This is a genomic window from Burkholderia sp. FW306-1C-G01B (assembly GCF_058781685.1).
The window spans coordinates 117854-132156 of the sequence record NZ_JBYSWZ010000019.1 but is presented as its reverse complement, the minus strand read 5'-3'; the positions used below and the strand labels follow the sequence as shown (position 1 = coordinate 132156).

The window sequence follows — 14303 nt, the reverse complement described above, 5'->3', positions numbered from 1 at the left end:
CGGCGTCCAGTCGCGCGGCCGCACGTGCCTGCGCGGTGGCCTGCGTGCCGCCGTACCACCGTGCAGACCACGCGATTCGCGCGTCAGCGGCTTCGCTGCGCGGTTTTCGCCGTGCCTGCCGTCCGCGCGGCAAGGGCGGCCGTCGCATAGGCGACACCACCGACCACCGCGATCGCCCACAGCGCGGCGGTCGGATTCGGCAACAGCATCGTCGCGGCGCTGGCGATGGCCACGCCGAACAGGCTTCCTGCCTGTCGCGCCGCATTGAGGAATCCTGACGCCACACCCGCCGCGTCCGCGGGCACCTGTTCGAGTACGGTCGAGATCATCGGCGCCACGGACAGCGCGGTCCCGGTGCCGAATGCGGCCATCGCCGTCCAGGCCACCGGCCACGGCGCGCGCAGCGCAAGCGCGGCCGCGAGTGCCGGAATGGCCAGCGCCGCCATCCCGAGACCGTTCGCCATCAGCCGGACCGGGTGCACCCGGCCCTGCAATTTTCCGGACAACAGATTGCCGAGCGACAGGCTCAGCGCGAACGGCAACAGCGTCAGCCCCGTCTGCCGCGCGCTCATGCCGAAGCGCCCGTGCAGGTACAGGCTCAGCACGAACAGCAAGCCGAAGTAGCCGACATAGACGAGGCTGCCCATCAGGTTCATCGCGACGAAGGTGCGATTGCGAAACCACGCCAGCGGAACCATCGGATCGCGAGCACGCCGCTCGATGACGACCAGCGCGGCTGCGGCGAGTCCGGCGACCAGAAGCGCGCACCGGACTTCCGCCGCGCCCGGGCCGCGCGTCGGCAGTTCGATCACGGCGAAACACAGCGCGCCGAGCGCCATCGCACCGACACACTGGCCGGCCCAATCGAAGTGGCGCGTTTGCCGCGCGACCGACGCCCGGACGAGTACGGCCGCCCCGGCAAACGCGACCGCGCCGGTCGGCACATTGATCAGGAACGCGCTGCGCCAGCCGAAATCGTCCACGAGGATACCGCCCAGCACCGGCCCCACGGCCACCGCAACCGACGCGATGCCCGCCCATACCGCAATCGCCCGCGCCCGCTCGGCAGGCACGTCGAAGGTGCTGCGCACGACCGCGAGAGACGCGGGCAAAAAGAGCGCGGCGCCCATGCCCTGCACGAATCGCGCGGCCACGAGAATGGCCACGGACGATGCGAAGCCGCATCCCGCCGATGCGGCGACGAACAGCGCCAGCCCCGCGAGGTAGACGTGCTTGGCGCCGAACCGGTCGGACAGCGCGCCGCCCGCGAGAATCAGCGCGGCGAAGCTGAGCGTGTACGCGTCGACGATCCACGCGAGCTCCGCGACCGTCGCACCGAGACTCGCGCGCATCGCTGGCAGCGCAACGTTGACGATCGTCGTATCGAGTACCGCCATGAACATTCCGATCGCGACGAGCGCAAGCGTGAAGCGGCGTTCGCGGGCCGTCGGGCGGCCCGCTGCCGTGATGGATACGGGAAGGGAAACAGGATTGCAATCGGGCATGAAACCTCCAGGCAGATGCCGGGAGTCTAGAAACGGCACGCGATGCAGAAAAGTGATAATTTCGCATTTGCCTGATGCAGATATGCATCTCCACTGTCTGCCGCCACCCTGCCCGATGACACTACCGACCCGCATGAACTGGGACAACGCCCGCTTCTTCCTGGCCCTCGCGCGCACCGGCACGCTGCGCGGCGCCGCGGCGCAACTGAACGTCGATCAGGCGACGGTGGGGCGTCGGATCGCCGCGCTCGAAGACGAACTCTCGGCCCGCCTGTTTCTCCGAACGCCGGCCCTCTATGTGCTGACGACCGCCGGCGAAGCGTTGCTCGAGCCCGCCGAAACGATGGAACGGGCGTCGCTCACGATCGAGCGGCGCGTGATGGGCCTCGACGAGCAGCTTGCCGGGTCCGTGCGAATCGCCACGACCGACACGCTCGGCAAGCGCTTCGTGATTCCCGCCATCGCCAGCTTGCGGCGCAGGCATGCCGGCATCGACGTCGTGTGCGTGACGTCGGCCGAGATCGCCAATCTCACGCGCCGCGAAGCGGATCTCGCGATTCGCACGTTGCGGCCGGAATCACCGGACCTGATCGTCAGGCGGCTCGGGCATCTCGAAACGGGCATCTACGCATCGCGCCGCTACCTGGCCGAGCGTGGCGAACCGGCCGCGGGCAGCGCGTTCGAAGGACACGATCTGGTGATGTACCAGCAGCCGGTGGTGCCCACGATGTGGGACGCCCTGTGCGGCGAATCGACGTCGCGCGGCCGCGTGATGTTCCAGACATCGTCGACGATGATGCTGGTCGAAGCCGCACTTGCGGGGCTCGGCATCGCGGAGCTGCCGTGCTTTCGCGCCGAAACCGAGCCGGAACTGGTGCGCCTCATGCCCCGACGATGCAATCATTTCGACGTGTGGCTCGTCGCGCATGCCGATCTGTACAAGACCGCACGTGTGCAGGCGGTGATCGAAGCCGTCGTCGACGAATTCGCGAGCGTCGCGCCATCCGCCCGGTAATCGAAGACTATAAAGATCACAGAACCGTGCCGATCCGCATGGCGATGCCGCCGTTGAATACCTGCATGTCGGATTCCTGCGTCAGGTTCGAAGCGCGCGGCTGATACTCGCCATCGCCCGCAGACCAGCGAAACGTCTGACGCCATTTGCCGCCGAGCTGGCGCAACTGATGGTCGTGGAAATCCTCCGTCCAGGTCAACAGCACGTTCAGTACGTTGCTGCCCTCCGTGATGTCGTGATCGCGCGTGCCATCGCGATGCCAGTCGCCGGCGATATTCCGATAGAACATCAACGGCTGCGCGAACACGACGCGCAGCGATGATTACCCGCAATCGAACGTCAATCCGTGATGGTCACTTCGACGCGGCGATTTCTCGCCCTTCCCGCCGCGGTTCCGTTGTCCGCCAGCGAATCGGCCTCGCCATTTCCCTCGACACTGATACGCGGCGCCGATACGCCAGCCGAAACGAGAATCTGGGCCACGTGCCGGGCACGCGCTTCGGAAAGCGCCTGGTTAGACGCTTGGCGTGTCGAACGGGCCGACGTGCTGTCCGCGTAACCCGCCACATGCACGGTTGCACTGCCGGTCAGCACCGCGATTTCCCGCCCGGCCGAAGCCACGACAGAAGCCCCCCACGGCGCCACCGCCGCATCACCAGGCGCAAACAGGCCGCCAAACCGCAGCGTCAACGTATCGCTCCCGGGAGCGCGGATCAGTTCGACATTCCCCGCGGCAACCTCGTCGCGAAGCCGCTGTTCCAGGTTTCGAGCGAGCGCATCAAGCGGCAAAGCCCGGGGGGTCTCTTTCGTGCGCACCCAACGGTCCGCCGCGGCGTAGCCCCCGGCCCCCAGCAATAACGCAACAGCGAGACCTCCCACGAACCTCGCTCGCGATCGACGCACCGCCACCGGACGTACCCACGGATCGACCGTCTGTCGCGTACGTTTCGGCGGCTCGCTGACGCGATTCACGCTCAGCCCACCCGTCATAACCGCGTCGTGCACGTGTTCGCGAATGACCTGCAAGCGCTTGTGACCGCCTGCTTCAAATCGGTATCGCCCACGAAACCCGAGATCGAGTACGTTTTGGTACAACTCAATCAGATCGAGGTTCTCGCGCGGATCGCGCATTGCCTCGTCGATCAGCTGGAAAACACGGTCGCCGCCCTGACGATCATGCCCCGACACACTCGCCAGACTGTTGTCCTGCCATTCGACGCCGGTTGTTTCGCCCTTTCCCCACGACGTCTGCATCGCCGCCTCGTCGAGCGCGGAGCACAGACAATAGCTTGCGCGCCGGACATGCTCGGGGCGGAGCTGGAGTTCACCGGAGATCCGGGTGAAGAGACGAACTTCCTGCCCCAGCCATCGATGCCACCGTGTAATAGCGTCGGCATCGAGCATTTCGGGCGTATCGGCCAATGCCTGCAACAGAACGCGCGACGCTTCGAGCAGCGGGTTGATCGCCTGCTCCGCGGCCGTGAGCCGCGCGGCAACAGGCGGCGACGCCACGGCGCCTGCGTGGCCCAGCGGATCGGTTGTCGAAAGAGTCATCTTGATCGATCCCTCCCGGTTCAGCGGGAAGCGCTTCCCGCGCTCCCCGGCAACATGCCTCGCGGCAACCCCGGCGGCGGGCCGCTATCCGGCAGGTTGAACGCCGACATCGTGCTGGGGCACCGGAACGTCTTCAGCACGTCGCTCGTCAGCGGATTCGCGACACTCCCGGCGCTCGCGACGTCGAGCGCCGCTTGACGCCCGTCGAAACTGAACGCGACGCGCGTGCGGCCCGGCGTCGCCGTCTCCGTCACGCGACCTTTCTCGAGCAGGCGCATCAACGCCCAAGGGCCATCGGTTGAAATCGTCGACGTGTCCGGCCGGATGCGCGGGCTGGCCGTGATTTCCGTGTGGACGCCGCCACGCGGTCCCGGCCACGTGACCGTGAAAGGCGCGACCGGGCCATGTTGATAGAGCGTAGTCTGTCCATCGATGTCGAGCGACAGACTCATGATCGTCGGGTCGAGTTCGGGAATTCGGATGTCAGCCCTCCAGGTCAGTTGCTTGTGGCCGGGATCGTTGAAAAAGATGTCGCGGATTGCCTTCGCATGCTCGAACGGCTCCAGGTCCGGCCCCTGTACGGGCTCGGTCGCGCCTGGCAGCGTCCGATAGCGCCATGGCTTCGCGGACGTATCGACGAACGGTGCCAGCGTCTTCACGAAGAAATCATCGATCACGCCGCCCTGCGCAAACACGCGCGTGAAGTCGTCGATACCGACGTCGCGCTTGCTGTCGGGCGAAAACGGGTAATTTCCTTCGATCGTCAGCCGGCAAGCGTCGCCGACCACCGCCTGCATCTGGCGCGACAGCAGTTGGCCGATCCCCTGATTGACTTCTCGCGAACCATCGGCGGCAAGCTGCAGCAATACGGCGCGAAACGGTGCCGGCATCGTGTCGGCCATCATTTTCAGTTTCGCAGCTACGTCGCTCGCCGGTGGCATGCTGTTGTTCGACAACGCATTGTCGGCAACGGTGAGCGCCGTGTAATAGTCGTTCAGCAAGTTGGTAACGCCATCCAGCCCCGTCTTGTCCGCCTGTGTGGCAGCACGTTGCGTATCGGATTGCGCATCCACGCTCCCGGTAACGACCTCGCGCAGCGCCGCAAAGTGATTGTCGACGAGTTCCCGTTCAACGCGCTCCGACGCCCGGATACCCAGCGCCTTGTCCGCCTTCTGATTGATCTGGTCGGCGGCCCGCTGCAGCAGCGAACCGTCCGACACCGTCATCGGCTGCGCGAGCGTCGTCTCGTGCACGGCTACGCGGACAAGCCGCACGAGCGGCGAATCAGGTGCCGCGAAGCTGCGCAGCACCTTCAGATTGAACGCAAGGCTCGTGCCGCTTACCGTCCGGATGTCGTTGAGAAACGCGTCCCACTGCTGGGCATATTCCATCAGATATTCGCGGCGCACCGCGTCGGTCAACGCATCGTCCGCGCCGGCGGCGTTGCTCACGATCTCAGCCGTTTTTTTTTGAGCCTCCCCCAGGTATGAGCGCCCCATCACCCATGCGTCGTCGTCGCGCGCGATCTGCACGAACTCGGGCAGCCGTTTGTCGAACAGATTCCGATAGCCATCGAACGTGAAGAGCCCCGACACGCCGCGCGACAACGGTGCATCGCTTGCTCGCGTGAATACCGTGCCGGCTTGCGGGCCTACCGCGCGCAGCAACGTAAACTCGTCGGGCGCTTCCTTCAGCATGGCCGCCTTTGCGCGCTGGTAAAGGCGGTCGGTGGCATTGCTACCCTCGAGAAAAGCGCGCGCCTGCTGCACCAGCGCGTCATTGCGGATCACCGGAGACTGCACCACGCGCTCTCCGGAGAAAAGCTGTTGCACGTGGTCGATCATCGACGCCCTTCCACCGAAAGCCGCCGCGCTATCGGTCTTAGCCCAGTCGTCGAGCACCCAGGCCTTGACGTCGGCGGCATTGAACTTCGCCTTGTCGTACAGCATCAGGTACACGCGCAGCGCATCGTAGGCGGCCTTCGGATCCTTGCTCGCAATCGCGCCGGACATGACGTTCTCCAGACGATGCACGATCTGCGGCAACAGCAGGTTGTCTTCGAGTGCGTCGTAGGTGCGGTGGCTTTCGGTTGCAATGTCCGGCGGCGTGTAGAGACCGAAGCGCCACGCGCTGTCCGGATCGGACAGGTCGAGTCCCGGGAAGGTCGGCAAATAACGCGCGTCTGTCAGCGTATCGGGCACGGCTTGCAGTTTCGGCGTCTTGTACAACTCCGTGACGCGGGCCGTAAGCGCCTGTACCTTTCGGCCAATCGTGGCGAGATAGTCCCCGTTGTGGCCGAAGCTCACGCGCAAGCCGATCGCCAGCCACACGAACAACAGCAGCGCCAATGTGTGGCCGATCAGGCGCAAGAGTCGGTAGCGGTATTCCCACCGCAGGTTGGGGCTCACCAGATGCGCTTCCGGGAACACGACACGGGTCAGCAGATCGTGTAGGAAGAACCCTTGGTTGCCCTCGGCTCGCGCCGGTGAAACGGGGGCGTGGTCCTGAGTCGACAGAAGACGTTGAACGACTGTACCGCGCTCCACGACTATCTCGCTGTCCCGTTGTCGGGCACTCGTGAAATACACGCCGCGCAACGTCGAATGGAGCTGGGTATCGTCGTACCGTGAATCGAGAAACACCCGGTCTATCAGGTCGAGCAGTGGTCCGAGCAGCGCAGCAAACTCCTCGGGCAGCGCCGCAAGCGACCGGCGCTTGAGCGCATCGTACTCATCCTGCAAGTGCGTATCGATCGAAGCGCCAAGCCTTTGCGCGAGTTCGGCAAGTTCCGCGTGGCAGCGGGCACGCAGCCCTTCCTTTGCAACCGTTTCCTTACCATACGGAAGCGTGAAGCCCCATGCCTGCGCCCTCCCCTCGGCCGTCAGCCCCCCGAAATACTCGGCGAAACCCGTCAGACGGTCCATCTTCGTGACCATTACATAGACAGGGAAACGAATACCCAGCTCCTGCCTCAGTTCGGCCAGCCGCGCGCGCAACGTGGCAGCCTCAGCCACACGCGCCTGTTCGTCGGCACCGGCCAACGTGGCAAGATCGATCGTCAGCAACGCGCCGTTGATCGGCGCGCGAGGCCGATGCCGGCGCAGCATGCCCAGAAATCCAAGCCATTCCGCGCGATCGACCTTCTGTCGGCGTTCGCCCGCACCGTGACCGGGCCGAACGACTGGACCGCCGGCTGTCGACACGGCGGCGGCTTTCGATTGCGACGCCTCATTCCGCTTCGTATCGTCTTCAGCGCTTTTCGCAGCCGGCTGGGCATCGGCGCCGTCCTTGCCCGGAACGCCGGTGGCCGGCTTTCCCGTGTCCGAGACGGGCGCATCGACGTCCTCGGCCGTCGACATGCCATGATGCGTGTAGTAGCCGGCCGTGTCGATCAGCACCGCGTCATTGGTCAGCCACCAGTCCACCGCGGCAGCATCGCCGGCCGGCGCCCCGGCCGCACGCTGCATCTGCTCGGCAACGGGAAACGCCAATCCGCCGTTCATCAGTACGCTGGTCTTGCCGGCCCCTTGCGAGCCGAGCGTGATGTACCAAGGCAGCTCGTACAAATAGCGCTTGCCCTGGAACAGCTTGCCAAGACCGCGCGCGCCGGTACGCATCGATTTGAGGCGCGCGAGCGCGCTCGTCACGACCGCTTCGATTTTCCGCAAGCGTGGTGCGGCAGGCGATTCATTCTCGCCGCGATCCATGCGCAGCATCTTCTTCAGGAACGCATCGTCTTCGCGCATTTTCCGCCACAGGCGAAACATCCCGAAAAGAACGAAAACGGCCATCACCAGCGCGATCGCGGTGAGTCGGGCCGACACCGGCTCGAATGGCGCCACGTGACCGAACGAGAGCAGCGGCGCGGCGTACCAGAGCAGCAAGCAAAGCAATGCGGCGAACACGACGCTCGTCGACCAGCCCACGAGCCAGAGCAGCACGCCGGCAAGCAACAGCGCGATCAGCAGCACGCGCATACCGGCGCCAGCGAGCGGCTTGAGCCCACCGAACGCGAAAAACGGGCCGACGAACCAGATCACCAGTGCAACGACGATCAGTGCGAGGAACGCGAGGAACTGGCGCGAGGCCAGAAACGACAGGAACTGGAACTTCTTCATGTGGTATTCCGGAAACGGATCTGGCTTAGCGTGCGACGTCGATCTCGACGCGGCGGTTTTGCGCGCGCCCCTGCGCGGTGCGGTTGTCGCCGACTGGATCGGCATCGCCCTTGCCGGCGGCTTCGAGCCGGTTTGTCGGCACCCCGGCGGTTTGCAGCATTTGCATGATCTGGATAGCCCGCTCTTCCGACAGCGCCAGGTTCGATGCGAAATGCCGGCTGCGAATCGGCACGCTGTCCGTATAGCCGATGATCGTTACCTTGCCCGGCACCTTGGCGATCTCGGCGGCGATCTTCGCAATCAGCGGATTCATCGATGCCTGAACCGAAGCGCCGCCGGGCTTGAACATCGCGTCTCCGCGGAACGTGACGGCGCTGTGGCGAGCGTCTTCGTCGACACTGACGGTGCCGGCGGCGATTTCATCCTGGAGCAATTGCTTGAGGTGCAGTTGCGGCGGCGCGGGAGGCGGCGTCATGCGGGCGATGTCGGCAATTTGTTTCTGAACGTCCGCGCTACGGCTGACCAGTTCGTACTTGAACCAGCCGAACAATCCGAGCAGGATCACCGCCAGGACGGTGACGGTGATCCATACCGGAAAATCGGTGAATGACAGGTGCTTGCCTTTCGCGGTCGATTGCCAGTGAGGCGATAGCGCCAGCGGCACCGGTTCGCGCTGCGACGTGATCACGTTGTAGAGCCGCTGACGAATCGCGTCGTGCTTGCGCTTGCCGTCGGTCACGCCTCGGTAGCGACCTTCGAAACCGAGGCTGAGAATCCGGTAAATTACTTCCAGGAGGTCACGATGCTCGTGAGGGTCCTCCAGCAAGCGGCCGATCAACAGGTAGACCTTGTCGCCGCCCTTGAGGTCCCCGTGAAAAGTGGTCGCAAGCCCTCCTTGGATCCATTCGATTGCCGACGAGCCCTTCTTGCCCCACGCGGTTTGTGTTGCGGCTTCGTCCAGTGCCGTGCACAGACAGTAGCTCGCGCCGATCATGTGATCTCGCCGGATGTTTGCCTGTTCGCAGAGTTTCTCGAATACGCGCACTTCCTGATCGAGGAGCATGTGTAATGCAAGTATCTGCTCAGGTTCAAGATGTTCCGGCATATCCGCCTGCGCACGCAGGAGTGCACTTGCTGCTTCAAGCAACCGGTTTTGTGCGCTCTGGACCGCCAACAGCCTTTTCGGCAACGGGATCGCCATGGCTCCCGGAGCTTCTTGCCGATTATCCGGTGATGGCATTTGATCGACGAGGGGCGCCAAGGCCTCGCTTGATTGGTTAGTCATAAAGAAACATCGATTTTTAATAACATTTACATAACAATGCGAATTTATTTAATTCACGATACCGATATGGTTTCCAATCGACTCACCAGCACACATCCGCAACCAGCATGATGTGCTTCGAGAGCAACCGGCACTCCATCGACCAGGAAAGTTTCGTCCCCTTCCTCGATTCGATTCACTCCGTGCTCTGCGCAACGGACGAGATCGAATTTACGCGCAATGGCTTTTCCTTCAATACTATCCGAACTACTTCCCGTTAATATCTCGCCGCCATGAGGTGCCAGCGTGTCACTGACCACAATGATCTGCCTGGACATGTTTTTCTCCATTTAAATCAATTAGAGACAAGAAATCGATCGACTGCGGAAAGTACATAAATCGTTGATATGGCATCAAGACCGTGATCGAACGGTAATGCGTCGACGTCCCGCGATATATGTCCTCGAACGTCAGGAGGCGGCACCGCGTTCTTCGTGGACGATGGTGTCGTCGCCTTGGCCGCATCGATCAGTGTCTTGATGTCTCCGTTCCATTTCGGTAATGGTGCCGGGGGGAGAGGTAGAACTTTGTCGAGATTTGGCAGCTTCAAGCGGCCTTGATAGTGCTCCAGGGCATCGCCAATCTTGCTATAACGTTCCACGCGGTCTTTGTCGACACGTTCCGCAAGACTTTTCCCATTCTTTAGGTACGTTCCATTGAACTCGACAGATAGTTTATTTGAACATTTCGCACTACCAACCCTTACGCCGTCATGAAATGTTTTCAGTGCGAGTCTTTTTGACGCGTCAGAATACCCACTCGATTGCAAAAATCCTAACTCATAGGCAGCATCACCATATCCCTGCGCAACCGCACACTGCAACATTTTCATAGCGATTGGCCGATTTCCCCAAAAATCGCCATCTGGGGAATCATAGGTACCTCCCAGCTTGTCGCCAAGGAAAGTCATGGCCGACGGACTTCCCATATCTGCCGCTCTCTGGAAGAACGTATAGGCACTGGTTGCATTCCCCCCCTTGACCAGCCCCCTCTGGTGGTACACACCCATCTGATCGTATGCATCCGGCACACCCAGCGTCATCGCCTTCTCCACCCAACGAATCGCTACTTCCGGATTGCGCTCAAGCACGCCGGGATAGCCACTCAGAATCAATGCCGCGAGATTGAGCATCGCCTTCCAGTGACCGCGCTCAGCCGCCTGCTCATATAGTCGATAAATCTTCGCGTAGTCGCGCCGCTTGTAGTAAACGTCCGGATCGTCGAGCGCCAACGCCTGCTGGAACCATTGCTCTGCCTGTGGATCGATCGGCGGCACGTGCTGATCCTGATACACGCACTTGAATTCCTTGCGGTGTGGATTAAACAGCGGAAGTTTTTCGTAGCGAGGCTGGTCAGACATCGCGGCAGTCAATTTGTTGGTCACGGTAGTTAACGGCCCCGCCTGCACGCTGACCGCGAACAGGCAAAGGCTCATGACCGCAACGCACAAGCTCCGCCCGACCACACTCATTCCAGGTTTGCTCACAGCGCAATCCTTTCGAAACCGTCGTCCGTCCGTGCATTGGGGCTACCCATGAAGGTCCACTGCACATGCACTGGGTCAATCTCCAGGTGACGATCAACTGGTTTCGGAAACGGCTGTCCCTCCAGTACGAATGCTTGCTGATCCCAGCGGTTGTACAAGGCCGCGAGCGGATGATTCACTCCGACGCTTGCCTCCCAAATACCCGTTTGCGGGCATCGCTCCAATCCGTGGCACGACAACTTCTCAGGCTGCGTCTCAAGTTGACGCAAAAATCCGGCATCACGCAGTTGCGCCAGAAATACCGATCGACTCGGCGGCACTGGTCGAGATTCGCCCAGGTAATGCCACTGCACCTGTTCGGCTTCCAGCCAGTTTACGTGCGGCGGGTCGAAACGCTCGCCGGCCCGATAGCGTTCGGGGTGACCACTGCGGGCAAATTTCAGTTGGTCCTTACGCATGGTCGACAAGCCGTAGAGCGCGAGCCAGTAGCCGCTTTCCGGCACCACCTTTTCACCGCTCACGGCATAGGGACTTTGCGCGAGCGACATGACACCTTGCCCCTCGGGCATGCGCGCTCGATCTTCCAATTTGGATAGTTCTTTCTTCGAAGGCAGTGTCACCGCCTTGGCTGCATCGATCAGCGTCTTGACATCACCATCCCATTTCGGCAATGGTGTCGGGGGGAGAGGAAGGATCTTGTCTAGGTTCGGGAGTTTCAGGCGACCTTGATAATGCTCCAAGATATCGGCAATCTTGCTGTAACGCTCGGCACGAGCCACATCAATATAGCCGGCAAGATTACGCCCCTCCACCAAGTTGAATCCATCGAACTGAGTGAAAATCGCATTTGCACATTTTGCACTTCCGAACTTTACACCCTCATGCAATGTCTCTAGCGCACGCCGCCTGGCCGGCGGCGTTTCCGATCGTGCATAAATGTAGCTAAGCTTATGGGCAGCGTCTCCATACCCTTGTGCCAAAGCACACTCAAGCATCTGTGTCGCAACGGTCACATTCCCCCAGAACTCGCCCCCCGGATCGTCATACGTTCCGGCTAGCTTGCTGGCCAGAAACGTCATGGCCGACGGACTTCCCATATCCGCTGCTCTCTGGAAGAACGCATAAGCACTGGTGGCGTTTCCGCTTTTGACCAGCCCCCTCTGGTGGTACACACCCATCTGATCGTATGCATCCGGCACACCCAGCGTCATCGCCGTCTCTACCCAACGAATCGCCACTTCCGGATTGCGTTCAGGCACGCCGGGATAGCCACTCAGAATCAATGCCGCGAGATTGAGCATCGCCTTCCAGTGACCGCGCTCAGCCGCCTGCTCATATAGTCGATAAATCTTCGCGTAGTCGCGCCGCTTGTAGTAAACGTCCGGATCGTCGAGCGCCAACGCCTGCTGGAACCAAATCTCTGCCTGTGGATCGATCGGCGGCACGTGCTGACCCTGATACACGCACTTGAATTCCTTGCGGTGCGGATTGAACAACGGAAGTTTTTCGTAGCGAGGCTGGTCAGACATCGCGGCAGTCAATTTGTTGGTCACGGTAGTTAGCGGCCCCGCCTGCACGCTGACCGCGAACAGGCAAAGGCTCATGACCACAACGCACAAGCTCCGCCCGACCACGCTCGTTCCGGATTTGCTCACAGCGAAATCCTTTGGAAACCGTCGTCCGTCCGTGCATTGGGGCTACCCATGAAGGTCCACTGCACATGCACTGGGTCAATCTCCAGGTGACGATCAACTGGTTTCGGAAACGGCTGTCCCTCCAGCACGAATGCTTGCTGATCCCAGCGGTTGTACAAGGCCGCGAGCGGATGATTCACTCCGACGCTTGCCTCCCAAATACCCGTGTGCGGGCATCGCTCCAATCCGTGGCACGACAACTTCTCAGGCTGCGTCTCAAGTTGACGCAAAAATCCGGCATCACGCAGTTGCGCCAGAAATACCGATCGACTCGGCGGCACTGGTCGAGATTCGCCCAGGTAATGCCACTGCACCTGTTCGGCTTCCAGCCAGTTGACGTGCGGCGGGTCGAAACGCTCGCCGGCCCGATAGCGTTCGGGGTGACCACTGCGGGCAAATTTCAGTTGGTCCTTACGCATGGTCGACAAGCCGTAGAGCGCGAGCCAGTAGCCGCTTTCCGGCACCACCTTTTCACCGCTCACGGCATAGGGACTTTGCGCTAGCGACATGACACCCTGCCCGTCAGGCATGCGGGCTCGACCTTCCAATTTGGATGCCGGGTCTTTTTCGGGAGGAGGTGTCACCGCCTTGGCTCCATCGATCAGCGTCTTGACGTCACCATCCCATTTCGGCAATGGTGCCGGGGGGAGCGGTAAAACTTTGTCGAGATTTGGCAGCTTTAAACGGCCTTGATAGTGCTCGAGCGCATTACCGATCACTTTGTATCGTTGAGCACGAAACCGATCTACATATCCAATTAAATTTTCACCATCAATCAACCCAAACCCGCGGAATTCTGATGCGAGATTATTAGCGCATTTGGCACATCCCAATTTCACACCCTCATGGAAGGTTCTCAACGCTCGCACTTTCACCTCAGCAGAATAGCCACTTTGCTGATAAAAACCTAACTCATAAGCGGCATTTCCATACCCTTGGACCATTGCGCATTGCAACATCTCTATGGCAATTGGGCGATTACCCCAAAAATCACCGTCCGGCGAATCATAGGTACCTCCCAGCTTGTCGCCAAGGAAAGTCATGGCCGACGGACTTCCCATATCCGCTGCTTTCTGGAAGAACGCATAAGCACTAGTGGCGCTTCCACCTTTGACCAACCCCCTCTGGTGGTACACACCCATCTGATCGTACGCATCCGGCACACCTAGCATCATCGCCTTCTCCACCCAACGGATCGCCACTTCCGGATTGTGCTCGGGCACGCCCGGATAGCTGCTCAAGATCAACGCCGCAAGATTGAGCATCGCTTTCCAGTGGTTGCGTCCCGCCGCCTGTTCGTATAGTTGGTAAATCTTCGCGTAGTCGCGCCGCTTGTAGTACACGTCCGGATCGTCGAGCGCCAACGCCTGCTGGAACCAAAGCTCTGCCTGTGGATCGATCGGCGGCACGTGCTGATCCTGATACACGCACTTGAATTCCTTGCGGTGCGGATTAAACAACGGAAGTTTTTCGTAGCGAGGCTGGTCAGACATGGCATCAGTCAGTTTATTAGTCAAGGGAGTCAATAGTCCGGCATACACGTTGATCGCTTGAATTGACAGGGAAACAAATAAAAAACACACAACGAAATTCATAGAAATCATAAG

At 61.1% G+C, this 14303-nt stretch carries 10 protein-coding genes; 1 reads left to right on the top strand and 9 read right to left on the bottom strand.

The annotated features are described in order from the left end of the window. Positions 1 to 83: 83 nt before the first annotated feature. Positions 84 to 1505 (bottom strand): MFS transporter, encoded by a 1422-nt coding sequence (locus AC3WLY_RS30770; RefSeq protein WP_492310591.1) that lies wholly within the window; start codon positions 1503 to 1505, stop codon positions 84 to 86. Between the two features lie 133 nt (positions 1506 to 1638). Here AC3WLY_RS30770 and AC3WLY_RS30765 point away from each other — a divergent pair, with 133 nt between their 5' ends. Beyond that, positions 1639 to 2520: a LysR substrate-binding domain-containing protein gene (locus tag AC3WLY_RS30765; RefSeq protein WP_310143692.1), complete on the top strand. Its 882-nt coding sequence runs from the start codon at positions 1639 to 1641 to the stop codon at positions 2518 to 2520. A 16-nt stretch (positions 2521 to 2536) separates the two neighbouring features. Here AC3WLY_RS30765 and AC3WLY_RS30760 read toward each other — a convergent pair whose 3' ends face one another. The 8 genes from AC3WLY_RS30760 to AC3WLY_RS30725 are packed head-to-tail and all read right to left on the bottom strand — an operon-like array spanning position 2537 to position 14300. Further along, entirely contained in the window at positions 2537 to 2827 is a 291-nt protein-coding gene (locus AC3WLY_RS30760; RefSeq protein WP_492310585.1) for a hypothetical protein, read from the bottom strand. 32 nt (positions 2828 to 2859) lie between these two features. Further along, positions 2860 to 4074, bottom strand: coding sequence for a type IVB secretion system protein IcmH/DotU (gene icmH, locus AC3WLY_RS30755; protein WP_492310584.1), 1215 nt, complete (start codon positions 4072 to 4074; stop codon positions 2860 to 2862). A gap of 20 nt (positions 4075 to 4094) precedes the next feature. Beyond that, complete coding sequence (gene tssM, locus AC3WLY_RS30750; protein WP_492310583.1) at positions 4095 to 8192, bottom strand: type VI secretion system membrane subunit TssM; 4098 nt, start codon at positions 8190 to 8192, stop codon at positions 4095 to 4097. Between the two features lie 25 nt (positions 8193 to 8217). Beyond that, entirely contained in the window at positions 8218 to 9477 is a 1260-nt protein-coding gene (gene tssL, locus AC3WLY_RS30745) for a type VI secretion system protein TssL, long form (RefSeq protein WP_175958844.1), read from the bottom strand. Between the two features lie 53 nt (positions 9478 to 9530). Further along, positions 9531 to 9794 (bottom strand): PAAR domain-containing protein, encoded by a 264-nt coding sequence (locus AC3WLY_RS30740; RefSeq protein WP_175958843.1) that lies wholly within the window; start codon positions 9792 to 9794, stop codon positions 9531 to 9533. A 17-nt stretch (positions 9795 to 9811) separates the two neighbouring features. Further along, a complete protein-coding gene (locus tag AC3WLY_RS30735; RefSeq protein WP_492310582.1) occupies positions 9812 to 11002 on the bottom strand; it encodes an SEL1-like repeat protein in 1191 nt (396 codons plus the stop codon). Then, complete coding sequence (locus AC3WLY_RS30730; protein WP_492310581.1) at positions 10999 to 12657, bottom strand: SEL1-like repeat protein; 1659 nt, start codon at positions 12655 to 12657, stop codon at positions 10999 to 11001. Before AC3WLY_RS30730 ends, AC3WLY_RS30735 begins: the two co-directional genes overlap by 4 nt. Continuing rightward, a complete protein-coding gene (locus AC3WLY_RS30725) occupies positions 12654 to 14300 on the bottom strand; it encodes an SEL1-like repeat protein (protein ID WP_492310580.1) in 1647 nt (548 codons plus the stop codon). The genes AC3WLY_RS30730 and AC3WLY_RS30725 overlap by 4 nt, the downstream gene beginning before the upstream one ends. Between the last annotated feature and the right edge of the window lie 3 nt (positions 14301 to 14303).